The following is a 25,005-nucleotide window of genomic DNA, read 5'->3' as shown; positions in this document are numbered from 1 at the left end:
TCCTGATACCGATCAAATTAGCGTGGAATTGTACCCAAGCACTGGCCCAGGCGCGATGTTACTGGCGTGAAACCGTCGATTTAGGTCGTGCAAATGTTGCAATTGGCGATCAGCGGCTGAAAAGGCATCGGCCGTGATGGCATATTTTCAAGGCTTCTACGCGTTACAATGCGGCTTTTGCCAATCATCGAGGTGTGCGTTTTGACTGCTCCAGGTCCTTTGAATTCCACTGCAGGCTCGCTTTTTGTCGTGGCGACGCCGATTGGCAACCTGGACGACATCAGCGCCCGGGCGTTGAAGGTGTTGCGCGACGTCAAATTGATCGCAGCCGAAGACACGCGACACTCCCAACGCTTGATGCAGCATTTTGGCATCAGCACTCCGCTGGCGGCCTGCCACGAGCACAACGAGCGTGAAGAGGGCAGTCGGTTTATCGTTCGTCTGTTGGCTGGTGATGATGTGGCGTTGATCTCTGATGCTGGCACCCCGCTGATTTCCGATCCTGGCTACCACCTGGTCCGCCAGGCGCGTGCCGCTGGTATCAATGTAGTGCCTGTTCCGGGAGCCTGCGCGCTGATTGCGGCTTTATCGGCGGCAGGCCTGCCGTCCGACCGGTTTATCTTCGAAGGCTTCCTGCCGGCCAAGGCTGTGGGGCGTCGCGCGCGCCTTCAAGCTTTAAAAGAAGAGCCGCGCACGCTGATCTTCTATGAAGCCCCGCACCGTATTCTTGAATGCCTGCAGGACATGGAGTTGGTCTTCGGTGGCGAGCGCCTGGCGCTTCTGGCGCGTGAGTTGACCAAAACCTTTGAAACCCTCAAGGGCTTGCCTCTGGAAGCGTTGCGCGCTTTTGTCGAAGGCGACAGTAATCAGCAGCGCGGCGAGTGTGTGGTGTTGGTGGCGGGCTGGACGGCGCCGGAAAGTGAGGATGCGGTGGGCAGCGAGGCGATGCGCATCCTGGATCTGTTGCTCAAGGAGATGCCTCTTAAGCGCGCTGCGGCCCTGGCTGCGGAAATTACCGGGGTGCGTAAGAATGTGTTGTATCAAGTTGCGCTGGATAAACAGAAAGCCGAATAGTTCCGGGGCCAAACCTGTATTCCGTCTGAACGTGATGGCAAAACTGTACTTTTAATACTTGTCCTAAGTCCGCCGTGCCGTTAACCTGCGCGGCGGAGAGTCGATTGGACAGTCGCTGCCCTCTATGAAAATTAGGGGGGGGAGGAAAGTCCGGGCTCCATAGGGCGAAGTGCCAGGTAATGCCTGGGAGGCGTGAGCCTACGGAAAGTGCCACAGAAAATAACCGCCTAAGCACTTCGGTGCCGGTAAGGGTGAAAAGGTGCGGTAAGAGCGCACCGCACGACTGGCAACAGTTCGTGGCTAGGTAAACCCCACTTGGAGCAAGACCAAATAGGGTCCCAAGGCGTGGCCCGCGCTGGGACCGGGTAGGTTGCTAAAGATGTCCAGTGATGGCCATCGTAGACGAATGACTGTTCAAGACAGAACCCGGCTTATAGATCGACTCTCCACCTTTTTCCTTCTGTCCGAATCTCGGGCAGAAACCCGGTAATAACGCAAGAATCCCTCCCTGTCGAATCATTGGCAGATGCATCTTCGTAATACCAAAAAAATCTTACTCTTAATAAATCACTTTAACTTTAAGCCATAGCTCTTTGAGCTATTAGCGCTTGTTGGGCCAAAAACATCGCCGAACTCTGGTTTCTCCTCCTTTTACGATCCTAAATCTCCGTTCTGTAAGGCTTTTCCTTGAATCCGCGCCTTGACGGTGTGGTGGGCGCATTCCTATAGTGTGCGCAAGTGGCGGAAAGTGGCACAAAGTGGGTTTTTTGAACGTAAAACGCTAAAATTTGGAGAAACGCATCTGTGTTTCGCGGAGCTAACGCTATCAGTCTCGATGCAAAAGGCCGTCTCGCCATGCCGAGCCGGTATCGTGACGAGCTCATTTCGCGAAGTTCCGGGCAACTGATCATCACCATTGATGCCGTTGATCCTTGTTTATGTGTTTACCCGCTCGATGAGTGGGAGTTGATTGAAACCAAGTTGCGCGCTCTGCCTTCATTGCGTGAAGAAAACCGCCGTTTGCAGCGTTTGCTGATCGGTAATGCCGTCGACCTCGAACTCGATGGCAGTGGTCGTTTCCTGGTGCCGCCGCGTTTGCGCGAGTACGCCAAGCTCGATAAGCGCGCAATGCTGGTGGGCCAACTGAACAAGTTCCAATTGTGGGACGAAGATGCCTGGGATGCTGTGTCTGCAGCGGACCTGGCTGCTATTCAACAACCGGGCGCCATGCCTGATGAACTGCGTGATTTGATCCTGTGACTATTGATAGCGGCTTTAACCACATCACCGTACTGCTTGACGAAGCCGTTGAGGCTCTCGCCGTACGCGCGGATGGCTGCTATTTGGATGGCACCTTCGGCAGGGGCGGGCACAGCCGGTTGATACTCAGCCAGCTCGGGTCCGACGGTAAGCTCCTCGGGTTCGACAAAGACCCTCAAGCGATTGCCACCGGGCAAGCGCTAGCGGCCGAAGACGGCCGCTTTGTCGTTGTGCAGCGTAGCTTTGCCGAACTGGGTGCAGAAGTTGCCGGGCGTGGCATGGCGGGCAAGGTGGCCGGGGTTTTGCTCGACCTGGGCGTGTCTTCGCCACAGCTCGACGACCCGGAGCGCGGCTTCAGTTTCATGAACGACGGCCCGCTCGACATGCGCATGGACCCGACGCGGGGCATCAGTGCTGCCGAGTTCATCGCCACCGCTCCCCATGAAGAAATCACTCGTGTATTCAAGGAATACGGTGAAGAGCGCTTCGCCGGCCGCATGGCGCGCGCCGTAGTCGAGCGTCGGGAGATCCAGCCGTTCGAACGCACCGCCGACCTGGCCGAAGTGCTGAAAGTCGCCAACCCCGCCTGGGAAAAGGGCAAGAACCCGGCGACCCGAGCTTTCCAAGGCCTGCGCATTCACGTCAACAACGAATTGGGCGACCTGGAGGCTGGCCTTGAGGCCGCCCTCGACGCGCTGGAAGTGGGCGGTCGCCTGGTGGTGATCAGCTTCCACTCTCTGGAAGACCGCATCGTCAAATTGTTCATGCGTCGCCTGGTTAAAGGTGAGTCCGACAACCTGCCGCGCAACCTGCCGGTACGTTTCGAAGCCTTTGTGCCGAAAATCAAAATCCATGGCAAAGCGCAGTTCGCTTCCGAAGCCGAACTCAAGGCCAACCCACGTTCCCGTAGCGCCGTCATGCGTGTCGCGGAGAAGTTGCGGTGAGCAAGCTTTTCGCCAAGCCCCTTCCGGGCGGCAGCTTCTTCATGATGCTGTTGTACGTCGGCGTCCTGGTGTCCGCGATAGCGGTGTCCTACAGCGCGCACTACAACCGCCAATTGCTCAACACCCTGTACGGGGAATTGAGCGTGCGCGACAAGGCGCAAGCGGAGTGGGGGCGGCTGATCCTGGAACAAAGCACTTGGACGGCTCACAGTCGGATCGAAGTGTTGGCCACCGAACAACTGAAAATGCACATCCCTGGCGCGGCTGAAGTCCGCATGGTGGCGCCATGATGAAACTTGAAGGCGCACTCTACCCGTGGCGCTTCCGCCTGATGCTCGGCTTGCTGGCATTGATGGTGGGGGCGATTGCCTGGCGGATCATCGACCTGCAAGTGGTCGATCGCGACTTCCTGATCGGCCAGGGCGATGCCCGTAGCCTGCGTCATATTCCAATTCCTGCACACCGCGGCCTGATCACCGACCGCAACGGCGAGCCTCTGGCCGTCAGTACCCCGGTGACGACCCTGTGGGCCAACGCCAAGGAACTGCAGGTTGCCAAGGATCGTTGGCCGGCACTCGCCGCCGCCCTCGGCCAAGACCCTAAAGCCCTGGCAGAACGCCTTGAGGCCCAGGCCAACAAAGAATTCATCTACCTTGTTCGCGGGCTTACCCCCGAGCAAGGCCAGCAAGTGCTCGACCTTAAAGTCCCCGGTGTCTATGGCATCGAGGAATTCCGTCGTTTCTACCCAGCCGGTGAAACCACCGCGCATATGGTCGGTTTTACCGACATCGATGACCACGGTCGTGAAGGTGTGGAACTCGCCTACGACGAATGGCTGGCCGGGGTTCCCGGCAAACGACAAGTCATCAAGGATCGGCGTGGCAGACTGATCAAGGATGTCCAAGTCACTAAAAACGCCAAGGCCGGTAAGCCCTTGGCGTTGTCGATTGACCTGCGTCTGCAATACCTGGCCAACCGCGAGCTGCGCAACGCGATCATCGAGAACGGCGCCAAGGCCGGCAGCCTGGTGATCATGGACGTGAAGACCGGCGAGATCCTTGCCATGGTCAACCAGCCGACCTACAACCCGAACAACCGTCGCAACCTGCAACCGGCGATGATGCGTAACCGCGCAATGATCGACGTGTTCGAGCCGGGTTCGACTATGAAAGCCATCTCGATGAGTGCCGCCCTCGAAACCGGGCGCTGGAAACCCAGCGACAAGGTCGAGGTGTATCCGGGCACCTTGCAGTTGGGCAAATACACCATTCGTGACGTATCCCGTACCGAAGGCCCAGTGTTGGATTTGACAGGTATTTTGATCAACTCCAGTAACGTGGGCATGAGCAAGGTTGCCTTCGATATCGGCGGCGAAACCATCTACCACCTCGCGCAAAAAATCGGCTTGGGCCAACCCACCGGCCTCGACTTCCCTGGCGAGCGAGTGGGCAACCTGCCGAACTACCGCGACTGGAAAAAAGCCGAGACCGCCACGCTTTCCTATGGCTACGGCCTGTCTGTGACCGCGATCCAACTGGCCCACGCCTTCTCTGTGCTGGCCAACAATGGTCGCATGGTGCCGCTGAGCCTGATCCACGTCGACGAAGCACCGAAAGCCACCCAGGTGATCCCGGAAAACGTCGCCAAGACCATGCAAGGCATGCTGCAACAAGTGATCGAAGCGCCACGCGGTGTATTCCGTGCCCAGGTGCCGGCGTATCACGTGGCAGGCAAGTCCGGTACTGCCCGTAAGACATCGGTCGGCACCAAGGGCTACGCCGAGAATTCCTACCGCTCGCTGTTTGCCGGTTTCGGCCCGATGAGCGACCCGCGCTACGCCATCGTCGTAGTGATCGATGAACCGAGTAAAGCGGGCTACTTCGGTGGCCTGGTATCGGCGCCGGTGTTCAGCAAAGTGATGTCCGGCACCCTGCGCCTGATGAATATCACGCCGGACAACCTGCCGCCGACCCAACAAGCGAACGCCGGACCACCGGCCGCTGCTGCAAAAGCCAATGGAGGGCGCGGCTGATGTCTCTTAGCCTGAACAAGATTTTCGCCCACGCCGGTCGCGATCTACTGATCCGTGAGCTGAGCCTGGACAGCCGCAATGTGCGCGCCGGTGATCTGTTCCTGGCGGTACCGGGCGGCAAGTACGATGGCCGTGCGCATATCGCCGATGCCTTGCAGCGCGGTGCCGCAGCGGTGGCTTATGAAGTGGAAGGCGCCACCGTGCTGCCGATCACTGACGTGCCGTTGATTCCGGTCAAGGGCCTGGCTGCGCAGTTGTCCGATATCGCCGGGCGTTTCTATGGCGACCCGAGCCGTCAGCTCAATCTTGTGGGTGTCACCGGCACCAATGGCAAGACCAGCGTGACCCAATTGATCGCCCAGGCGCTTGATCTGCTGGGCCAGCATTGCGGCATTGTCGGCACGCTCGGCACTGGCTTTTATGGCGCGCTGCAAAGCGGCCTGCACACCACGCCGAACCCTATTGCCGTGCAAGCGACCCTGGCCGACCTGAAAAAGGCCGGTGCCAAGGCGGTGGCCATGGAAGTCTCCTCCCACGGCCTGGTGCAGGGCCGCGTCGCTGCGCTGGCATTTGATGTGGCCGTGATGACCAACCTGTCCCGCGATCACCTGGATTACCACGGCACCATGGAAGCGTATGCCGCCGCCAAGGCCAAGCTGTTTGCGTGGAATGACCTCAAGTGCCGGGTGGTGAACCTGGACGACGAATTCGGTCGCCAGTTGGCTGCGCAAGACCGTGAATCGCGCCTGATCAGCTACAGCCTGCTGGACGCCAGCGCGTACCTGTATTGCCGTGAAGCCCAATTTGACGACGAAGGCGTACGTGCCACGTTGGTCACGCCTCAGGGCGAGCATCACCTGCGCAGTACCTTGCTGGGACGCTTCAACCTGAGCAACGTACTTGCCGCCATCGGCGCGTTGCTTGGCCTGGATTACGCCCTCGATGAAATCCTGCGCGTGCTGCCCAAGTTGGAAGGGCCGGTCGGTCGCATGCAGCGGCTGGGTGGCGGCAATCAACCACTGGTAGTGGTCGACTATGCGCACACGCCGGACGCACTGGAAAAGGTTCTCGTCGCCCTGCGTCCTCACGCCAAGGGCCGGTTGTTGTGCCTGTTCGGTTGCGGCGGTGATCGTGATCGCGGCAAGCGTCCGTTGATGGCCGAAATCGTCGAGCGTCTGGCTGACGGCGTACTCGTCACCGATGACAACCCACGCAGCGAAGACCCGAGCCAGATTTTCGACGACATCCGCACAGGCTTCAAAGACGTGTCCAAGGCCACCTTCGTCGCCGGTCGCGGTGCGGCCATCGCCCAATTGATCGCCAGTGCCAATGCCGACGACGTGGTGGTGCTGGCTGGCAAAGGTCACGAGGACTACCAGGAAATCAATGGCGAACGCCATGCCTTCTCCGATCTGGTCGAGGCCGATCACGCCTTGACCACCTGGGAGGTCGCTCATGCTTAAAGCGATGAAATTCAGCGAACTGACCCAGGCCCTGTCGGCCCGTGTGCTGTCGAGCGATTGCAGCTTCGACGGGGTCAGTATCGACAGTCGCAACATCAAGCCCGGGCAACTGTTTGTCGCACTGGCAGGCCCGCGTTTCGATGGTCACGACTACCTGAATGACGTCGCCGCCAAAGGTGCAGTGGGTGCCTTGGTACAGCGTGAAGTGGCAGATTCCACCTTGCCGCAATTACTGGTGGCCGATACCCGATTAGCCCTCGGCCAGTTGGGCGCCTTGAACCGCGCCGCTTTCGACAAGCCCGTTGCAGCCATTACCGGCTCCAGCGGCAAGACCACGGTCAAGGAACTGCTGGCTGGCATCTTGCGTACGCGCGGGCCGGTCCTGGCTACCCGTGGCAACCTGAACAATGATTTCGGTGCACCGCTGACCCTGCTCGAACTGGCCCCGGAACACACGGCGGCGGTGATTGAATTGGGTGCATCGCGTGTTGGCGAAATCGCCTACACCGTGGCGCTGACCAAGCCCCACGTGGCCATCATCAACAACGCCGGTACGGCCCACGTGGGCGAGTTCGGCGGTCCGGAAAAGATCGTCGAAGCCAAGGGCGAAATCCTTGAGGGGCTCGATGCCTCGGGCACCGCTGTATTGAATCTTGACGACAAGGCCTTTGAGACCTGGCGTGTACGCGCCGCCGGTCGCAAGGTGTTGACGTTTGCCGTGCTCAACGCTGCGGCTGATTTCCATGCGTCCGACATCACGGTCGATGCGCGTGGGTGCCCGTCCTTCACCTTGCATACCCCGCAAGGCAGTGAGCACGTGCAGTTGAACTTGCTGGGCAACCACAACGTCGCTAACGCCTTGGCTGCTGCTGCAGCCGCCCATGCCTTGGGCGTATCGCTGTTCGGTATCGCCACTGGCCTGGGCGCGGTGCAGCCGGTCAAGGGCCGCACCGTGGCGCAGTTGGCGACCAATGGCATGCGCGTGATTGACGACACCTACAACGCCAACCCGTCCTCGATCAATGCTGCGGTAGACCTGCTTAAAACCTTTGCCGGGCGCAAGGTGCTGGTGCTGGGCGATATCGGTGAGTTGGGCGACTGGGCTGAGCAAGGCCACCGCGAAGTCGGTGCCTACGCCGTTGGCAAAGCCGATGCGCTTTACGCCGTGGGTACAAATATGGCCCATGCCGTCAACGCCTTCGGCCCCGGCGCGCGCCATTTCGCCACCCAGGCCGAGCTGATCCAGGCGCTGACTGCGGCTGAACAAGACAAACACACAACCATTTTGATCAAGGGATCGCGCAGCGCGGTGATGGAAAACGTCGTCGCGGCCTTGTGTGGCTCAAGTACGGAGAAACATTAATGCTGCTGCTGCTGGCTGAGTATCTGCAACAGTTCCACAAAGGCTTCGCGGTCTTTCAGTACCTGACCCTGCGCGGGATCCTGGGTGTGCTGACGGCGCTGTCTCTGTCGCTGTTTTTAGGGCCGTGGATGATCCGCACCCTGCAGAACCTGCAAATTGGTCAATCGGTTCGTAATGACGGCCCGCAGTCGCACCTGTCCAAGTCCGGCACCCCGACCATGGGCGGTGCGTTGATCCTGTCGTCCATCGGTATCAGCACCTTGCTGTGGGCCGACCTGCATAACCGCTACGTGTGGACCGTGCTGCTGGTGACCCTGTTGTTCGGCGCCATCGGCTGGGTGGATGACTACCGCAAGGTCATCGAGAAAAACTCGAAAGGGCTGCCAAGCCGCTGGAAGTACTTCTGGCAGTCGGTGTTCGGCCTGGGCGCGGCGATTTTCCTCTACACCACGGCGCCGAGCGCAGTAGAAACCACCCTGATCATCCCGATGCTCAAGGACGCCAGCATTCCACTGGGCGTCGGCTTCGTGGTGCTGACCTACTTTGTGATCGTCGGCTCCAGCAACGCCGTTAACCTCACCGACGGCCTCGATGGCCTGGCGATCATGCCGACAGTGATGGTGGGCGGCGCACTCGGCATCTTCTGCTACCTGTCGGGTAACGTGAAATTCGCTGAATACCTGCTGATCCCCTATGTACCGGGCGCCGGTGAATTGATCGTGTTCTGCGGCGCACTGATCGGTGCCGGCCTGGGCTTCCTGTGGTTCAACACCTACCCGGCGCAAGTCTTCATGGGTGACGTCGGCGCACTGGCGCTGGGCGCGGCCCTGGGCACCATCGCAGTGATCGTTCGCCAGGAAATCGTGCTGTTCATCATGGGCGGTGTGTTCGTGATGGAAACCCTGTCGGTGGTCATCCAGGTGGCCTCCTTCAAATTGACCGGACGCCGCGTGTTCCGCATGGCGCCGATTCACCACCACTTTGAACTCAAGGGCTGGCCCGAGCCGCGCGTGATCGTGCGCTTCTGGATCATCACCGTGATTCTGGTACTGGTTGGCCTTGCCACCCTGAAACTGAGGTAGAAACGAGTGTCCCTGATCGCTTCAGACCACTTCCGCATCGTTGTCGGCCTCGGCAAGAGCGGCATGTCCCTGGTTCGCTTCCTGGCGAACCGGGGCAAGCCGTTTGCCGTGGCCGATACGCGGGAAAATCCACCGGAGCTGGTCACGCTGCGCCGTGACTACCCGCACGTGGAAGTGCGTTGTGGCGAGCTGGATGTCGAGTTTCTGTGCCGCGCCGATGAGCTCTACGTGAGCCCTGGCCTGGCCTTGGCGACACCGGCCCTGCAAGCGGCAGCCGCGCGTGGCGTGAAGCTGTCCGGCGATATCGACCTGTTCGCGCGTAACGCGCAGGCGCCGATCATCGCCATCAGCGGTTCCAACGCGAAAAGCACCGTGACCACGTTGGTCGGCGAGATGGCGGCTGCGGCGGGCAAGCGTGTCGCGGTGGGCGGCAACCTTGGCACGCCGGCGCTGGACCTGCTCAGCGATGACATCGAGCTGTACGTGATGGAGTTGTCGAGCTTCCAACTGGAAACCACTCATGATCTCGGTGCCGAAGTGGCAACCGTGCTCAACGTGAGTGAAGACCACATGGACCGCTACAGCGGCCTGCCGGCTTATCACTTGGCCAAGCACCGGATTTTCCGTGGCGCCAAGCAGGTCGTGGTCAACCGTCAGGACGCCCTGAGCCGTCCGCTGATGGGTGAGGGCCTGCCATGCTGGACCTTCGGCCTGAGCAAACCCGATTTCAAAGCTTTCGGCATTCGTGAAGAGAACGGCGAGAAATACCTGGCCTTCGAATTCCAGAACCTGATGCCGGTGCGCGAGTTGAAAATTCGTGGCGCCCATAACCAGTCCAATGCCCTTGCGGCCCTGGCACTGGGGCATGCCGTTGGCCTGCCGTTCGACGCCATGCTGTCGGCCCTGCGTACCTTTGGCGGCCTTGAGCATCGCTGCCAATGGGTACGCGACCTCGACGACGTTAGCTATTACAACGACTCCAAGGCCACCAACGTCGGTGCAGCCCTGGCTGCCATCGAAGGCCTGGGCGCCGATATCGAAGGCAAGCTCGTGCTGATCGCCGGTGGCGACGGCAAGGGTGCCGACTTCAAGGACCTCAAAGGCCCTGTGGGCGAGCATTGCCGCGCCGTGGTGCTGATGGGCCGTGACTCCGACCTGATCGCCGCAGCCCTGGGTGACGCTGTGCCGCAAGTGCGTGCCTCCTCCCTGGACGACGCGATTGCCCAATGCAGGGCGCTGGCCCAGCCGGGCGACGCGGTGCTGCTGTCGCCGGCGTGTGCCAGTTTCGACATGTTCAAGAACTACGAAGAGCGCGGCCAGTTGTTCGCGCGCGCCGTGGAGGGCTTGGCATGAGCATCAATTTCCGGAACATCATCAAGCCGTACCCGTCGCCGATCATTACCGGGCGCGGCATCGACCTCGATTTCCCAATGCTTGCCGGTTGCCTGGCGCTGCTGGGCCTGGGCCTCGTGATGATCACCTCGGCATCGTCCGAGGTGGCCGCCGTGCAATCGGGCAACACCCTGTACATGATGATCCGTCACCTGGTGTACCTGGTGCTCGGCCTCGGCGCATGCATCGTGACGATGATGATCCCTATCGCCACCTGGCAGCGCCTGGGCTGGCTGATGCTCATCGGAGCGTTTGGTTTGCTGATCATGGTGATCCTGCCCGGCATTGGCCGGGAGGTGAACGGTTCGATGCGTTGGATCGGCTTCGGTGCGTTCAACGTGCAGCCTTCGGAAATCGCCAAGGTGTTCGTGGTGATCTACCTCGCCGGCTACCTGGTGCGCCGCCAGAAAGAAGTGCGCGAAAGCTGGATGGGCTTCTTCAAGCCATTCATCGTACTGCTGCCCATGGCTGGCCTGTTGCTGATGGAGCCTGACTTCGGTGCCACCGTCGTGATGATGGGGGCCGCTGCGGCGATGCTGTTCCTCGGTGGCGTGGGCTTGTTCCGTTTCACCTTGATGGTGGTGCTGGCGGTCGCAGCGGTGACGATTCTGGTGCAGGCGCAACCCTACCGGATGGCCCGTCTGATTACCTTTACCGACCCGTGGTCCGACCAGTTCGGTTCCGGCTACCAGTTGACCCAGGCACTCATCGCCTTTGGTCGCGGCGAGTGGCTGGGTGTGGGCCTGGGCAACAGCGTGCAGAAGCAGTTCTACCTGCCGGAAGCGCACACCGACTTCGTGTTCTCGGTACTCGCCGAAGAACTGGGCGTCGTGGGTTCGCTGTGCACCGTCGCGCTGTTCGTGTTCGTGTGTGTACGCGGCATGTACATCGGCCTGTGGGCTGAGAAGGCTAAACAGTATTTCGCCGCGTATGTGGCGTACGGCTTGTCGTTCCTGTGGATCGGCCAGTTCCTGATCAATATCGGTGTAAACGTCGGCCTGCTGCCGACCAAGGGCCTGACCTTGCCGTTCCTCAGTTACGGCGGCAGTTCGTTGGTGATTTGCTGCGCCTGTCTCGGTTTGTTGCTGCGCATCGAATGGGAGAGTCGAACCCACTTGGGTAGCGAAGAGATGGAATTCAGTGAAAGCGACTTTGCCGAGGAGCCGACCCATGGGCGCTAACGTGCTGATCATGGCAGGCGGCACCGGGGGCCACGTGTTCCCGGCCTTGGCGTGTGCACGTGAGTTTCAGAACCGTGGCTACACCGTGCACTGGTTGGGCACGCCGCGTGGCATCGAAAATGAATTGGTGCCGAATGCGGGTTTGCCATTGCATTTGATCAACGTCACCGGCCTGCGCGGCAAGGGCAAGTTGTCCCTGCTCAAGGCGCCGTTCGTGTTGCTCAAGGCAGTATGGCAAGCACGCAAAGTGATTCGTGAATTGAAGCCGGTCTGCGTGCTGGGCTTTGGCGGTTATGTGACCGGTCCTGGTGGCGTTGCTGCTCGACTCGCTGGCGTGCCGGTGATCGTGCACGAGCAGAACGCCGTGGCCGGTACCGCCAACCGTTTGCTGGTGCCCCTGGCAGCACGGGTGTGCGAGGCCTTCCCGAAGACCTTTGGTGCATCGGACAAACTGCGTACCACCGGCAACCCGGTGCGCACCGAACTGTTTATGGACATCGCCCGTGAAGCGTTGTCCGGACGCAAGGCGCACCTGCTGATCATGGGCGGAAGCCTGGGGTCCGAGCCGTTGAACAAATTGCTGCCGGAAGCGCTGGCGCAACTCCCTGTGGAATTGCGCCCGGAAGTCTTCCATCAGGCTGGCAAAAACCACGGTGAAGTCACCGCCACGCGTTATCGCGAGGCGGGTGTGGAGGCGAACGTACAGCCCTTCATCAAAGACATGGCCCAAGCCTATGGCTGGGCCGACCTGGTGGTCTGCCGCTCCGGTGCGCTGACCGTCAGTGAACTGGCTGCCGCCGGTCTGCCGTCCTTGCTGGTGCCTTTGCCCCACGCGATCGACGATCACCAGACCCGCAACGCCGAATATTTGGCCGGGGAGGGCGCTGCCTTCCTGCTGCCGCAAAGAACGACTGGCGCCGCCGATTTGGCCGCACGCCTGACCGAGGTTTTGATGCAACCGGAACGACTCAACAGCATGGCGAGCACCGCAAGCCGCCTGGCCAAACCTGACGCAACCCGCACAGTGGTCGATATCTGCCTGGAGGTGGCCCATGGTTGAGAATCAGAAAGCCATGCCACAACCCGAGATGCGTCGCATCCGTCGCATCCACTTCGTCGGTATCGGCGGTGTGGGCATGTGCGGCATTGCCGAAGTACTGCTGAACCTGGGGTACCAGGTGTCTGGCTCCGACTTGAAAGAGTCGCCGGTTACTGATCGCCTGAAAACCTTCGGTGCGCAAATCTTCATCGGCCACCGTGCCGAGAACGCTGCCGAGGCCGACGTGCTGGTGGTGTCCAGTGCCGTGAACACCTCCAACCCGGAAGTGGCCACCGCCCTTGAGCGCCGCATTCCCGTGGTACCACGCGCCGAGATGCTGGCCGAGCTGATGCGCTATCGCCACGGCATCGCCGTCGCCGGTACCCACGGCAAAACCACCACTACCAGCCTGATCGCCTCGGTGTTCGCCGCCGGTGGCCTGGACCCGACCTTTGTGATTGGTGGCCGCCTGAATGCAGCGGGTACCAATGCCCAGCTCGGCACCAGCCGGTACCTGATTGCCGAAGCCGATGAAAGTGACGCGAGCTTCCTGCACCTGCAACCGCTGGTTGCCGTGGTCACCAACATCGACGAAGACCACATGGCCACCTACGACGGTGACTTCAACAAATTGAAGAAAACCTTCGTCGAATTCCTGCACAACCTGCCGTTTTATGGTTTGGCCGTGGTGTGCCTGGACGATCCGGTCGTGCGCGAGATCCTGCCGTTGGTCAAGCGCCCAACCGTCACCTACGGTTTCAGCGAAGACGCTGACGTGCGTGCGATCAATGTACGTCAGGAAGGCATGCAAACCTTCTTCACCGTGTTGCGTCCCGACCGCGAGCCGCTCGACGTGTCGGTCAACATGCCGGGCAACCACAACGTGCTCAACTCCCTGGCGACCATTTGCATCGCCACCGACGAGGGCGTCAGCGATGAAGCCATCGTTGAAGGCCTGTCGCGCTTTGCCGGCGTGGGTCGTCGCTTCCAGGTCTACGGTCAGTTGCCGGTAGAAGGCGGTGACGTGATGCTGGTGGATGACTACGGTCACCACCCGACTGAAGTGGCCGCGGTGATCAAGGCCGTCCGCGGTGGTTGGCCGGAGCGCCGTTTGGTAATGGTCTACCAACCGCACCGCTATAGCCGTACGCGCGACTTGTACGACGATTTCGTCAATGTACTGGCCGATGCCAACGTGCTGCTGCTGATGGAAGTCTACCCGGCGGGTGAAGAGCCGATCCCGGGGGCGGACAGCCGCAAGCTGTGCAACAGCATTCGTCAGCGCGGTCAATTGGACCCGATCTACATCGAGCGTGGCGTAGACCTGGCGCCGATCGTCAAGCCGCTGCTGCGTGCCGGCGATATTTTGCTGTGCCAGGGTGCCGGTGACATTGGCGGCCTTGCCCCTAAATTGCTGGCGAGCCCTCTGTTCGCTGCTGCCAAGGGAGCGTCGAAATGACCACTGATTACGCCTCCCTGTTTTCGACCATCACACCTGCCGATTTCGGTCGCGTGGCTGTACTGTTCGGCGGCAAGAGCGCCGAGCGCGAAGTGTCGCTCAAGTCCGGCAATGCCGTGCTCGAAGCGCTGCAAAGCGCCGGTGTGAACGCATTCGGCATCGACGTGGGCGATGACTTCCTTGCTCGCCTGCAGGCCGAGAAGATCGACCGCGCCTTTATCATCCTCCACGGCCGTGGCGGTGAAGACGGCAGCATGCAAGGCCTGCTGGAATGCGCCGGCATCCCTTACACCGGCAGTGGCATCCTGGCTTCCGCGTTGGCTATGGACAAGTTGCGCACCAAGCAGGTGTGGCACAGCCTGGGCATTCCAACCCCGCGTCACAGTGTTCTGTGCAGCGAAGACGATTGTATTTCTGCAGCCAAGGAACTGGGCCTGCCTTTGATCGTCAAACCTGCCCATGAAGGCTCCAGTATCGGCATGGCCAAAGTGAACTCGGCCGCCGAATTGATCGACGCATGGAAAGCGGCAAGTACCTACGATTCGCAAGTGTTGGTGGAACAGTGGATCCAGGGTCCCGAGTACACCATCGCCACCCTGCGTGGCCAGGTACTGCCGCCTATCGCATTGGGCACGCCCCACACCTTTTACGACTACGACGCCAAGTACGTGGCCTCCGATACCCAGTACCGGATCCCGTGCGGCCTCGACGCAGCCAAGGAACAGGAATTGATGGACCTCACGGCAAAAGCCTGTGAGGCGCTGGGTATCGCCGGTTGGGCGCGGGCAGACGTGATGCAGGATGACGAAGGGAATTTCTGGTTCCTGGAAGTCAACACCGCTCCCGGCATGACCGATCACAGCTTGGTACCTATGGCAGCTCGTGCCGCCGGTTTGGATTTCCAGCAGTTGGTGCTGGCGATCCTGGCCGCAAGCATCGAGCCAAGAGGCTAAGAACATGAACGGCGCATCGCTTCGTCATCAGCCCTCACAAGCACCCGGTCGCAAGCCGGTGCCCCGGGGTGCCAGCCGAATGGTGGCTAAAGAGCCGATGTCGGTGCGCTTGCCGAAAGCCAACTTTGGTTTCCTCAAGGCGCTGTTCTGGCCGGTGCTGCTGGTGGTGTTGGGCTTTGGAACCTACGAAGGCGCGCAGCGTCTGTTGCCCTATGCCGATCGGCCGATCACCAAGATCAGCGTGCAGGGCGACTTGAGCTACATCAGCCAGCAAGCGGTGCAGCAGCGTATCGGCCCGTATTTGGCGGCGAGCTTCTTCACCATCGACTTGGCGGGTATGCGCTCGGAGCTGGAGCAAATGCCGTGGATCGCCCACGCCGAAGTCCGCCGCGTCTGGCCGGACCAGGTGACGATCCGCCTGGAAGAACAACTGCCCGTGGCCCGTTGGGGTGACGAAGCGCTGTTGAACAACCAGGGCCAGGCGTTCACCCCGCGTGAGCTGGCCAACTACGAGCACCTGCCGCAGCTGTTCGGGCCGCAGCGGGCGCAGCAGCAAGTGATGCAGCAGTACCAGGCCTTGAGCCAGATGCTGCGGCCTATGGGCTTCTCCATTGCACGCCTGGAACTGCGTGAACGGGGTAGCTGGTTTTTGACGACCGGGGCAGGCAGTTCCGGCCCGGGCATCCAGTTGTTGCTGGGACGCGACCGCTTGGTGGAAAAGATGCGCCGCTTCATTGCCATCTACGACAAGACCTTGAAAGAACAGATTACGAACATTGCGAGCGTCGACCTGCGTTACGCCAACGGCCTTGCCGTCGGCTGGCGTGAACCGGCTGCGCCCACGGCAGCGCAACCCGCTGTCGCGAAGAATTAAGAAGAGGCAGGACCCATGGCAAACGTGCAAAGCGGCAAAATGATCGTCGGTCTCGATATCGGCACCTCCAAGGTGGTGGCGCTGGTGGGCGAGGTCGGTGAAGACGGCGTGATCGAGATCGTCGGTATTGGCACGCATCCGTCCCGGGGCCTGAAGAAGGGCGTGGTGGTGAACATCGAGTCCACCGTGCAATCGATCCAGCGCGCTATCGAAGAAGCGCAGCTGATGGCCGGTTGCCGGATTCACTCGGCGTTCGTCGGCGTGGCCGGCAACCATATCCGCAGCCTGAACTCCCACGGCATCGTGGCGATCCGCGACCGTGAAGTCAGCTCGGCCGACCTTGAGCGCGTACTCGACGCTGCCCAGGCCGTTGCGATTCCGGCTGACCAGCGCGTATTGCACACCCTGCCGCAGGACTACGTGATCGATAACCAGGAAGGCGTTCGCGAGCCGCTGGGCATGTCGGGTGTACGCCTGGAAGCCAAGGTCCACGTGGTGACCTGCGCGGTCAACGCTGCACAGAACATTGAGAAATGTGTGCGCCGCTGTGGCCTGGAAATCGACGACATCATTCTTGAGCAGTTGGCCTCGGCCTACTCGGTACTGACCGACGACGAAAAAGAACTGGGCGTGTGCCTGGTGGACATCGGCGGCGGCACCACCGACATCGCGATCTTCACCGAAGGTGCGATCCGTCACACCGCCGTGATCCCGATTGCCGGCGACCAGGTGACCAACGACATCGCCATGGCGCTGCGGACACCGACCCAGTACGCCGAAGAAATCAAGATCCGCTACGCCTGCGCCCTGGCCAAGCTGGCCGGTGCCGGCGAGACCATCAAGGTGCCAAGCGTGGGCGACCGTCCACCGCGCGAACTGTCGCGCCAGGCGCTGGCCGAAGTGGTCGAGCCGCGTTACGACGAACTGTTCACCCTGATCCAGGCGGAACTGCGTCGCAGCGGCTACGAAGATTTGATCCCGGCCGGCATCGTGCTGACCGGCGGTACTTCGAAGATGGAAGGCGCGGTCGAACTCGCCGAGGAAATCTTCCACATGCCGGTTCGCCTGGGCGTGCCCCATGGCGTGAAAGGCCTGGGCGACGTGGTCCGCAACCCGATTTATTCCACCGGTGTGGGCTTGCTGTTGTACGGACTGCAAAAGCAGACCGACGGCATTTCCCTGTCGGGCCCAAGCATCCGTGACAGCTACCGCAACGATGACGAAGCGAAAGCGCCGTTGTTCGAGCGGTTGCAGGCTTGGGTAAAAGGCAATTTCTAAAGATTTACCGCAGCACCGTTGTAAGCAGTAGGCGAAAAAACTAGAGAAATGAAAGGAGAGGGAACATGTTCGAACTCGTAGACAACATCCCCGCAAGCCCGGTTATTAAAGTAATCGGTGTCGGCGGTGGCGGCGGCAACGCTGTCAACCACATGGTCAAGAGCAACATTGAAGGCGTTGAATTCATCTGCGCCAACACTGATGCCCAGGCGCTGAAAAGCATCGGCGCGCGGACCATCCTGCAATTGGGCACCGCCGTGACCAAGGGCCTTGGCGCTGGCGCCAACCCGGAAGTCGGCCGTCAAGCCGCACTGGAAGACCGCGAGCGTATTGCCGAAGTGCTGCAAGGCACCAACATGGTGTTCATCACCACCGGCATGGGCGGCGGTACCGGTACCGGTGCTGCACCGATCATTGCCGAAGTGGCCAAGGAAATGGGCATTCTGACGGTTGCTGTTGTAACCCGTCCGTTCCCGTTCGAAGGCCGCAAGCGCATGCAGATCGCCGACGAAGGTATCCGTCTGCTGTCTGAAAGCGTCGACTCGTTGATCACCATTCCCAACGAGAAGCTGCTGACCATCCTGGGCAAGGACGCAAGCCTGCTGTCCGCATTCGCCAAGGCTGACGATGTACTGGCCGGTGCCGTTCGCGGTATCTCCGACATCATCAAGCGCCCAGGCATGATCAACGTCGACTTTGCCGACGTACGTACTGTCATGAGCGAAATGGGCATGGCAATGATGGGCACTGGCTGCGCCAGCGGTCCGAACCGTGCGCGTGAAGCCACCGAAGCGGCCATCCGCAACCCGTTGCTGGAAGACGTGAACCTGCAAGGCGCACGCGGCATCCTGGTGAACATCACCGCCGGTCCTGACCTGTCCCTGGGTGAGTACTCCGACGTGGGTAGCATCATCGAAGCCTTCGCTTCCGAGCACGCCATGGTCAAAGTCGGTACCGTTATCGACCCGGATATGCGCGACGAACTGCATGTAACCGTGGTAGCTACCGGCCTGGGCGCGAAAATCGAGAAGCCTGTGAAGGTTATCGACAACACCGTTCACACTGGCCATAACAGCCACGCCAGCCAGCAAGCTGCCGCTCCAGCGCCTGCGCGCCAGGAACTGCCGTCTGTTAACTACCGTGACCTGGACCGTCCGACCGTGATGCGCAACCAGGCTCAGGCCGGTGCTGCGGCGTCCCGTAGCCCGAATCCGCAAGATGATCTGGACTACCTGGACATCCCGGCATTCCTGCGTCGTCAGGCCGATTGATGGAATGTATCAGGGCTATGAAGGTGATTGGTGTTCAGCAAAGGTCTGGTCTGCTATTATCGCCAGCCTTTGTTGATACCAGTTCGCAATTTGCGCTCAAGCGGTCCAAGCCATGATTAAACAACGCACCCTGAAGAATATTATCCGTGCCACAGGTGTAGGTCTGCACTCCGGGGAGAAGGTATACCTGACCCTCAAACCTGCACCTGTCGACACCGGCATCGTGTTTGTTCGTGCCGACCTGGACCCTGTGGTGCAGATTCCTGCTCGCGCGGAAAACGTTGGCGAAACCACGATGTCGACCACATTGGTCAACGGTGACGTCAAAGTGGACACGGTGGAGCACTTGCTCTCGGCCATGGCTGGCCTGGGCATCGATAACGCCTACGTCGAGCTCTCCGCGTCCGAAGTCCCTATCATGGATGGCAGCGCTGGACCTTTCGTATTCCTGATTCAATCTGCCGGCCTGGAAGAACAGGACGCAGCCAAGAAGTTCATTCGCATTCTGCGGGAAGTGACAGTAGAAGACGGCGACAAGCGCGCCACCTTCGTCCCGTTCGAAGGTTTTAAAGTGAGCTTTGAGATCGATTTCGATCACCCGGTATTCCGTGACCGCACCCAAAGTGCAAGCGTGGATTTTTCAAGCACTTCGTTTGTAAAAGAAGTCAGCCGCGCCCGTACCTTTGGCTTCATGAGTGACATCGAGTACCTGCGCAAGCACAACCTCGCACTCGGCGGCAGCGTTGAAAACGCCATTGTGGTCGACGCGGATGGTGTACTGAACGAAGACGGCCTTCGCTACGAAGACGAATTCGTGAAGCACAAGATCCTCGATGCAATCGGTGACCTCTACCTGCTGGGCAATAGCCTGATAGGCGAGTTCAAAGGCTTCAAGTCGGGCCACGCCCTTAACAACCAGCTGCTGCGCAAGTTGATTGAGCAGACAGACGCTTGGGAAGTCGTGACCTTCGAAGATGCCAGCACCGCACCGATCTCTTACATGCGTCCCGTTGCGGCGGTGTAAGTAACAACTCTCTTTCTTTAGTTTTGGAAGGCTACCTTCGGGTGGCCTTTTTTTATGCCTGCTCGTTCCCACGCAGAGCGTGGGAACGATCATTCGGACTCCACAATCCGATTCCGTCCCGTATGCTTGGCCTCGTACAGAGCTTGATCCGCGCTCAACAGCAACGCTTCCAATGACATGCGGCTGCGCTTGTCCCAGGTGCTCATTCCAATACTCACGGTAATCGGCCGCTCATCCCCCGCCATACGGGGCAAATGCTCGATGCTGCTGCGGATATGTTCGGCAATCACCAGCGCGCCCTTGGCGTCGGTGTGCGGCAGTACCACGGCGAACTCTTCGCCGCCATAACGCGCCGCCAGATCGGCGGGGCGGCGGATATTGGTGCTAATCACCTGAGCAACGCTACGCAATGCCTCATCGCCGCCGTGATGGCCATGGCGGTCGTTGAATGACTTGAAGTGGTCCACGTCGATCATCAGCAGCGTCAACGGATCAGCTGAACGCTGGGCACGGTCCCATTCCAGGCGCAGGCGTTCGTCGAGTACGCGACGGTTGGCAAGGCCGGTCAGGGCGTCGGTGGCTGCCAGTTCTGACAGCACGCGTTCGGTGCGATAGCGACGCCGCAGCTCTCGGCGCAACATCCAGGTCAGCCATAGCAGGCCAATGCACAGCACGCCGGTGGCGCCGCTGGTGAGCAGTGCGGCACGGTTCCAGGGGGCAAACACATCATCACTGGCCAGGGCCACGACCACTATCAGCGGCAACTCACCGACGTTGCTGAAGGTATACAGGCGTTCTTGCCCGGTAATGGAGGAGATCGCCTGAAAGCTACCTTCGCCTTCAAGCAGCATGCGTTTGAAGTTAGGGCGGTCGCTCAGGTCCTTGTCGATCATGTCGCGCTCGGACAACGGCTGCTGGGCCAGGAGAATGCCTTGGGTGTTCAGCAGGTTGACGGTGCTGCCATTGCCGATGGTCAGGCGGTTGAACAATTGGTCGAAGTACGCCAGCCGCATCGTTGCGACGGCTACCCCGGCAAACTCACCATTGGGCCCGGAAACCCGGCGGCTGAATGCAATACGCCAGACTTGATCGCACGCGCAGCGGATCTTGAACGGGCGACTGATAAACAGCCCTGCTTGGGGATTGTTCAGATGGGCCTGGAAATAATCGCGGTTGGCGAAGTTGCGCGGCGTCGGCCACAAGGTCGAAGAGTCGGCAATCACCGCGCCGTTGGCGTCCAGCAACAGCACTTCGCCTTTGAAGGGCGCGGCGATGGACTGGTCAAACTGCACCAGATGCTGGATGTCCGGGGGCACCAAGGATAAATCCCTGCGCGTCGTCGCGCTGATCAGCCCTTGCAGTGCTAGGTCATAGAGCTCGACGTTGCGCAGCACATCGGCATTGATCAGTTGGGTAATGTTGGTGGTCGAGCGCTGGGCAGTCTGCAGGGTACTGGCGTGTTCGCGAATCAACAGCGCAGCGACGATCACCATGATCAAGACGACAGTGAGGCTACTGCCCAGAATCAAAAAAAGTTCTGGGCGTGAGCGCCGGTGGCGGGAGTGGGGTTGACTCATCGGGCAAACTTCAGCGGTGAGAATACTGGCAGTTTAGTTCTACGCGATGAAAATTAAATGAGGCGTGGCAAAGAAAGATCCAGGGCTCAGAACACGTTGATCGGGTAGTCGATAATCACGCGGTACTCATCCACGTCCCGATCGACTGCCGAGTACCCGTTGCTGCCCCGATTGGTAGCCCATTGCAGGCGCACGGCCAGGTCCTTGGCCTTGCCGCCTTGCACCACGTATTTCAAGTCGATGTCCCGTTCCCAGTGCTTGGCGTCTTTGCCGTCAGCGCTGTACCAGCTGCTGTAGCCACGGCTTTGCGGGTCGACTTTGGTCAGGTCGGTCTTGCCGCTGATATACGACACCGCCGAGGTCAGGCCAGGCATGCCGAGCCCTGCGAAGTCATAGGCGTATTTGAGTTTCCACGAGCGCTCGTTGGGGCCGTTGAAGTCGGAGTACTGCTGGGAGTTGTCCAGGTACACGCTGTCGCCCTGGGCGATGTAGTCGAATGGCGTGTTGCCGTTGACCCGCTGGTAGGCGGCGGTGACGCTGTGGTTGCCCACGCCCACGGTGAAATGCAGGCTGTAGGTGTTGTTGTCGATGTTCCCCAGCAGCGATTGGCCGGTGTCCTGGGTGTGGTAGTAGTGCAGGCCCGGGTTGAGGCTGACCAGGTCATTCAGCGCGTATGTGTAGTCCAGGTCGTAGTAGTACTGATGCCATACGTCCTTGAGTTCGGACGCGTAGAGGTTGCTGGTCAGGCCAGGAATACCGCTGAACGACACGCCTGCCCAGTTCATGTGCTGGCTGTCGGTATTGGGCGGCAGGGTGCCATAGCTGGTGCCGATGCGCCGGTGGCCGCTTTGGTTGTAGAGCTTTGTAAAGCTGGCTTGGCCGCCTTCGAACATCCAACCGTCGAGGCTGTGATTGGTCAGGCTGACGCCACGGAATGTCTGCGGCAGCATGCGCGTCATGCCGCCGGCGATCACCGGGTTGTTGAGAAACAGGTCGCCGGCCTTTAACTCGGTATCGAACGCGCGCATTTTCAAGGTGCCGCCCACTGTGGAAAACGAACCTGGCGCCTTGCCGTTGCCACTGCCGTACGGAAGGATACTGGAACCGTCGGTACCACCACCGCCGTCAAGCTTCAGACCTAGCATTGCGTTTATGTCCAGGCCGAAACCAACGGTGCCTTGGGTGTAGCCGGATTCGAAGGTGCCGAGAAAACCCTGGCCCCATTCCTTGCTGTCATCGGTGTGGATATCGCGACGGTCGCGGTTCATGTAGTAGTTGCGGGTGTTGAGGGTGAGGTGCGAGCCTTCGACGAAGCCGTCGGTGGGGGTGGAGTCTGCCGCGTGGGCAAGGGGGGCGATCGTTGCTGCAATCGCTAGGAATAGCGGGGTGAACGTCAGCGAGTTCTTCACCGGTGGAGCTCCTTTGGTCAATCGAAAACGGCCAATGTCGTGGGGGTGTGCCTGGCCTTTTTTACGGCAAAAAAAAGCCGCTGAAGTCAGCGGCTTTAAGACAGATTCCCAGTATAGAGCCCTGGAAAAAAGTCGAGGGAAATTCGGGTAAGCGGGGACTGCCTTTGCCGTCGCGCTCATCGATGCGTCAAATTAACGCAGGCGAGCGGTACGATACAGAGTGTAATAAGATAATGACTGTTGCCCAAACCGCAACAGTTAGAGGCGCCGAGGTGTCTTGGGGCTACACGGGCAAGGTAATGCCAAATGTATTGCCGCCGTGCTCACTGCGCACAAACACATCACCGCCGTGCATCAACGCAATCGCCTTGACGATGGCCAGCCCGAGGCCGTGGTTCGCCCCGCTGTTGCTGCGCGATGCATCCACTCGATAGAAGCGTTCGAACAAACGCGGCAGGTGTTCACTAGCAATCGCCTCGCCGGGGTTGGTGACGCCAATGAATACTTGATGCTCCAGCACCTCAATGTTCACTTCGATGACCCGCCCAGGCGCGGTGTGTTGTACGGCGTTGCTTAACAAGTTGATCAGTGCGCGACGCAGGTGGGCTTTTTCGATCTGGACTTGGGCGTCGCCATGCACCCGCACCCGGACTTGTGCGTCTTCAAGAATGAAGTCCAAGTAGTCGAGGGTGGTCGCCACCTCATCGGCCAGTGAGCTTTGAATCAGTTTGGTGGCTTTGCTGCCTTGGTCGGCACTGGCGAGGAACAGCATGTCGTTGATGATCAAGCGCAGCCGTTCCAGCTCTTCGAGGTTGGATTGCAACACCTCGAAATAATGCTCGGCTGAACGCCCGCGGGTGAGGGCCACCTGGGTCTGGCCGATCAGGTTGGTCAAAGGCGAACGCAGTTCGTGGGCCACGTCGGCGTTGAACGACTCCAGGCGCGAATAAGCCTGTTCGACGCGGTCGAGGGTGGCGTTGAACGAGTTGACGAACTGGCTCAGCTCCGGGGGGAGCCGCGACAGATGCAGGCGCCCAGAGAGTTTTGGCGGTGTGAGCTTCTGTGCTTCATCCGACAATTTGCCCAACGGCTTGAGGCCGATACGCGAGACCCAGAACCCCAACAGCGCGGCGAGCACCACGCCGACAAACGCCAGGCCGATCAGGGCCATCAGCAAATGATGTTGGGTGGCGTGGAAGTTTTCTGTGTCGATGGCAATGATGAAGCGCAATGGCGGCCGCTGGTCCTTGGCCGGGAACTGGCTCACCAGTGCCTTTAGCGGATGATCGTGGCCTGGCAGATGCAAATCGCGCTTACCTGTGCCTCCCTGGGCAAAGGTACGGATTTGCGCATCGGGGTTGCCGTATTCGTAGAGCGGGTCGCCGCTGATGACCCAGAAACGGATGCGCTGGTCTTCTTCACTGAGCAGCTTGAGTTTGGCGGTGATTTTCGCCCAGTGATCGGGCGTGCCAAAGCGGCCTACTGAAGATTCCAGCACGCTATAACGAGCATCCAGTTCGGCCCCCGGCAACGCCCCGAGGCTCTGGTCCACCTGCTGGTACAGCGCACCGCCGATCAACATGAAGATCAGCAATGCCACCAAGGTGAACATGCCGCTCAGGCGCAGGGCGATGGAGTTAGCCACCACTTGGATTCTCCTGCATACGGCTCTCCAGCACATAGCCCATGCCGCGAATGGTGTGCAGCAGCTTTTGTTCGAAAGGCCCATCGAGCTTGGCACGCAGGCGCTTGATCGCCACTTCCACCACGTTGGCGTCGCTGTCGAAATTGATGTCCCAGACCATTTCCGCAATGGCGGTCTTGGACAGGATTTCACCCTGGCGTCGCGCCAACACGCTGAGCAGCGAGAACTCCTTGGCCGTCAGGTCCAGGCGCAGGCCGTTGCGGCTGGCTTTGCGGCTGATGAGGTCGATCCACAAGTCGGCGACGGTCACCTGCACCGGCTCATGGCCACCGCTACGGCGGGTCAGGGCTTGCAGGCGCGCCACCAGTTCCAGGAACGAAAATGGCTTGCCCAAATAATCATCGGCACCTTCACGCAAGCCACGAACGCGGTCTTCGACACGCTCGCGGGCGGTGAGCATGATCACTGGCGTCTGCTTGCGTGCACGCAAGGCACGCAACACGCCGAAGCCGTCCAGGCCCGGCAGCATCACGTCGAGCACGATCACCGCGTAGTCGTTCTCCAATGCCTGGTGCAGGCCTTCGACGCCTTCTCGGGTTACATCGACGGTGTAGCCTTGTTCCGTCAGGCCGCGATGCAGGTAGTCTGCGGTTTTTTCTTCATCTTCAATAATCAGGACGCGCAT

Annotated in this window: 21 protein-coding genes and 1 other RNA gene; 18 read left to right on the top strand and 4 right to left on the bottom strand. The window is 60.1% G+C overall.

Annotated features, from left to right (window positions below; all coding sequences use genetic code 11):
* Positions 1-168: 168 nt before the first annotated feature.
* The 18 genes from rsmI to lpxC all read left to right on the top strand — a co-directional run bounded on the left by rsmI (position 169) and on the right by lpxC (position 19,689).
* Complete coding sequence (rsmI, locus tag HF257_RS24920) at positions 169-1,074, top strand: 16S rRNA (cytidine(1402)-2'-O)-methyltransferase (RefSeq protein ID WP_185708399.1); 906 nt, start codon at positions 169-171, stop codon at positions 1,072-1,074.
* 96 nt (positions 1,075-1,170) lie between these two features.
* An RNA gene (gene rnpB / locus HF257_RS24915) (RNase P RNA component class A) lies at positions 1,171-1,524 on the top strand.
* 354 nt (positions 1,525-1,878) lie between these two features.
* On the top strand, positions 1,879-2,334 hold the full coding sequence (gene mraZ, locus HF257_RS24910; RefSeq protein ID WP_003171868.1) for a division/cell wall cluster transcriptional repressor MraZ: 456 nt from the start codon (positions 1,879-1,881) through the stop codon (positions 2,332-2,334).
* The gene (rsmH, locus tag HF257_RS24905; protein WP_408635729.1) at positions 2,331-3,278 is read left to right on the top strand and encodes a 16S rRNA (cytosine(1402)-N(4))-methyltransferase RsmH; all 948 of its coding nucleotides are present in this window, start codon (positions 2,331-2,333) and stop codon (positions 3,276-3,278) included. The genes mraZ and rsmH overlap by 4 nt, the downstream gene beginning before the upstream one ends.
* Complete coding sequence (gene ftsL / locus HF257_RS24900; RefSeq protein WP_017738702.1) at positions 3,275-3,568, top strand: cell division protein FtsL; 294 nt, start codon at positions 3,275-3,277, stop codon at positions 3,566-3,568. Before rsmH ends, ftsL begins: the two co-directional genes overlap by 4 nt.
* On the top strand, positions 3,568-5,310 hold the full coding sequence (locus tag HF257_RS24895) for a peptidoglycan D,D-transpeptidase FtsI family protein (RefSeq protein WP_185708455.1): 1,743 nt from the start codon (positions 3,568-3,570) through the stop codon (positions 5,308-5,310). Before ftsL ends, HF257_RS24895 begins: the two co-directional genes overlap by 1 nt.
* The gene (locus HF257_RS24890; RefSeq protein ID WP_185708400.1) at positions 5,310-6,773 is read left to right on the top strand and encodes a UDP-N-acetylmuramoyl-L-alanyl-D-glutamate--2,6-diaminopimelate ligase; all 1,464 of its coding nucleotides are present in this window, start codon (positions 5,310-5,312) and stop codon (positions 6,771-6,773) included. The genes HF257_RS24895 and HF257_RS24890 overlap by 1 nt, the downstream gene beginning before the upstream one ends.
* Entirely contained in the window at positions 6,766-8,136 is a 1,371-nt protein-coding gene (locus HF257_RS24885) for a UDP-N-acetylmuramoyl-tripeptide--D-alanyl-D-alanine ligase (RefSeq protein ID WP_185708401.1), read from the top strand. The genes HF257_RS24890 and HF257_RS24885 overlap by 8 nt, the downstream gene beginning before the upstream one ends.
* Entirely contained in the window at positions 8,136-9,218 is a 1,083-nt protein-coding gene (gene mraY, locus HF257_RS24880) for a phospho-N-acetylmuramoyl-pentapeptide-transferase (RefSeq protein WP_185708402.1), read from the top strand. Before HF257_RS24885 ends, mraY begins: the two co-directional genes overlap by 1 nt.
* 6 nt (positions 9,219-9,224) lie before the next feature.
* The gene (murD, locus tag HF257_RS24875) at positions 9,225-10,571 is read left to right on the top strand and encodes a UDP-N-acetylmuramoyl-L-alanine--D-glutamate ligase (RefSeq protein ID WP_185708403.1); all 1,347 of its coding nucleotides are present in this window, start codon (positions 9,225-9,227) and stop codon (positions 10,569-10,571) included.
* A complete protein-coding gene (ftsW, locus tag HF257_RS24870) occupies positions 10,568-11,791 on the top strand; it encodes a putative lipid II flippase FtsW (RefSeq protein ID WP_185708404.1) in 1,224 nt (407 codons plus the stop codon). The genes murD and ftsW overlap by 4 nt, the downstream gene beginning before the upstream one ends.
* Positions 11,781-12,851 (top strand): undecaprenyldiphospho-muramoylpentapeptide beta-N-acetylglucosaminyltransferase, encoded by a 1,071-nt coding sequence (murG, locus tag HF257_RS24865; protein ID WP_185708405.1) that lies wholly within the window; start codon positions 11,781-11,783, stop codon positions 12,849-12,851. Before ftsW ends, murG begins: the two co-directional genes overlap by 11 nt.
* Positions 12,844-14,289 carry a UDP-N-acetylmuramate--L-alanine ligase gene (gene murC, locus HF257_RS24860; RefSeq protein ID WP_185708406.1) on the top strand — a complete coding sequence of 482 codons (1,446 nt, stop codon included), beginning with the start codon at positions 12,844-12,846 and terminating at the stop codon, positions 14,287-14,289. Before murG ends, murC begins: the two co-directional genes overlap by 8 nt.
* Positions 14,286-15,242 carry a D-alanine--D-alanine ligase gene (locus HF257_RS24855; protein ID WP_185708407.1) on the top strand — a complete coding sequence of 319 codons (957 nt, stop codon included), beginning with the start codon at positions 14,286-14,288 and terminating at the stop codon, positions 15,240-15,242. Before murC ends, HF257_RS24855 begins: the two co-directional genes overlap by 4 nt.
* 4 nt (positions 15,243-15,246) lie before the next feature.
* On the top strand, positions 15,247-16,116 hold the full coding sequence (locus HF257_RS24850) for a cell division protein FtsQ/DivIB (RefSeq protein WP_185708408.1): 870 nt from the start codon (positions 15,247-15,249) through the stop codon (positions 16,114-16,116).
* Between the two features lie 15 nt (positions 16,117-16,131).
* Entirely contained in the window at positions 16,132-17,394 is a 1,263-nt protein-coding gene (ftsA, locus tag HF257_RS24845; protein WP_185708409.1) for a cell division protein FtsA, read from the top strand.
* Between the two features lie 65 nt (positions 17,395-17,459).
* Positions 17,460-18,665, top strand: coding sequence for a cell division protein FtsZ (gene ftsZ, locus HF257_RS24840; protein WP_017138180.1), 1,206 nt, complete (start codon positions 17,460-17,462; stop codon positions 18,663-18,665).
* A gap of 112 nt (positions 18,666-18,777) precedes the next feature.
* Positions 18,778-19,689 (top strand): UDP-3-O-acyl-N-acetylglucosamine deacetylase, encoded by a 912-nt coding sequence (gene lpxC, locus HF257_RS24835; RefSeq protein WP_003171886.1) that lies wholly within the window; start codon positions 18,778-18,780, stop codon positions 19,687-19,689.
* An 89-nt stretch (positions 19,690-19,778) separates the two neighbouring features.
* Here lpxC and HF257_RS24830 read toward each other — a convergent pair whose 3' ends face one another.
* The 4 genes from HF257_RS24830 to HF257_RS24815 form a co-directional block, all read right to left on the bottom strand.
* Positions 19,779-21,266: a sensor domain-containing diguanylate cyclase gene (locus HF257_RS24830; protein ID WP_185708410.1), complete on the bottom strand. Its 1,488-nt coding sequence runs from the start codon at positions 21,264-21,266 to the stop codon at positions 19,779-19,781.
* Positions 21,267-21,352: 86 nt separating this feature from the next.
* Positions 21,353-22,675, bottom strand: coding sequence for an OprD family porin (locus HF257_RS24825; protein WP_185708411.1), 1,323 nt, complete (start codon positions 22,673-22,675; stop codon positions 21,353-21,355).
* A gap of 283 nt (positions 22,676-22,958) precedes the next feature.
* Positions 22,959-24,323 (bottom strand): heavy metal sensor histidine kinase, encoded by a 1,365-nt coding sequence (locus tag HF257_RS24820; RefSeq protein ID WP_185708412.1) that lies wholly within the window; start codon positions 24,321-24,323, stop codon positions 22,959-22,961.
* Positions 24,313-25,005 carry a heavy metal response regulator transcription factor gene (locus HF257_RS24815; protein WP_185708413.1) on the bottom strand — a complete coding sequence of 231 codons (693 nt, stop codon included), beginning with the start codon at positions 25,003-25,005 and terminating at the stop codon, positions 24,313-24,315. Before HF257_RS24815 ends, HF257_RS24820 begins: the two co-directional genes overlap by 11 nt.

It is taken from the genome of Pseudomonas cremoris (assembly GCF_014230465.1).
The sequence above is the reverse complement of the archived record's forward strand: the minus strand, read 5'-3'. Positions and strand labels throughout refer to the sequence as shown.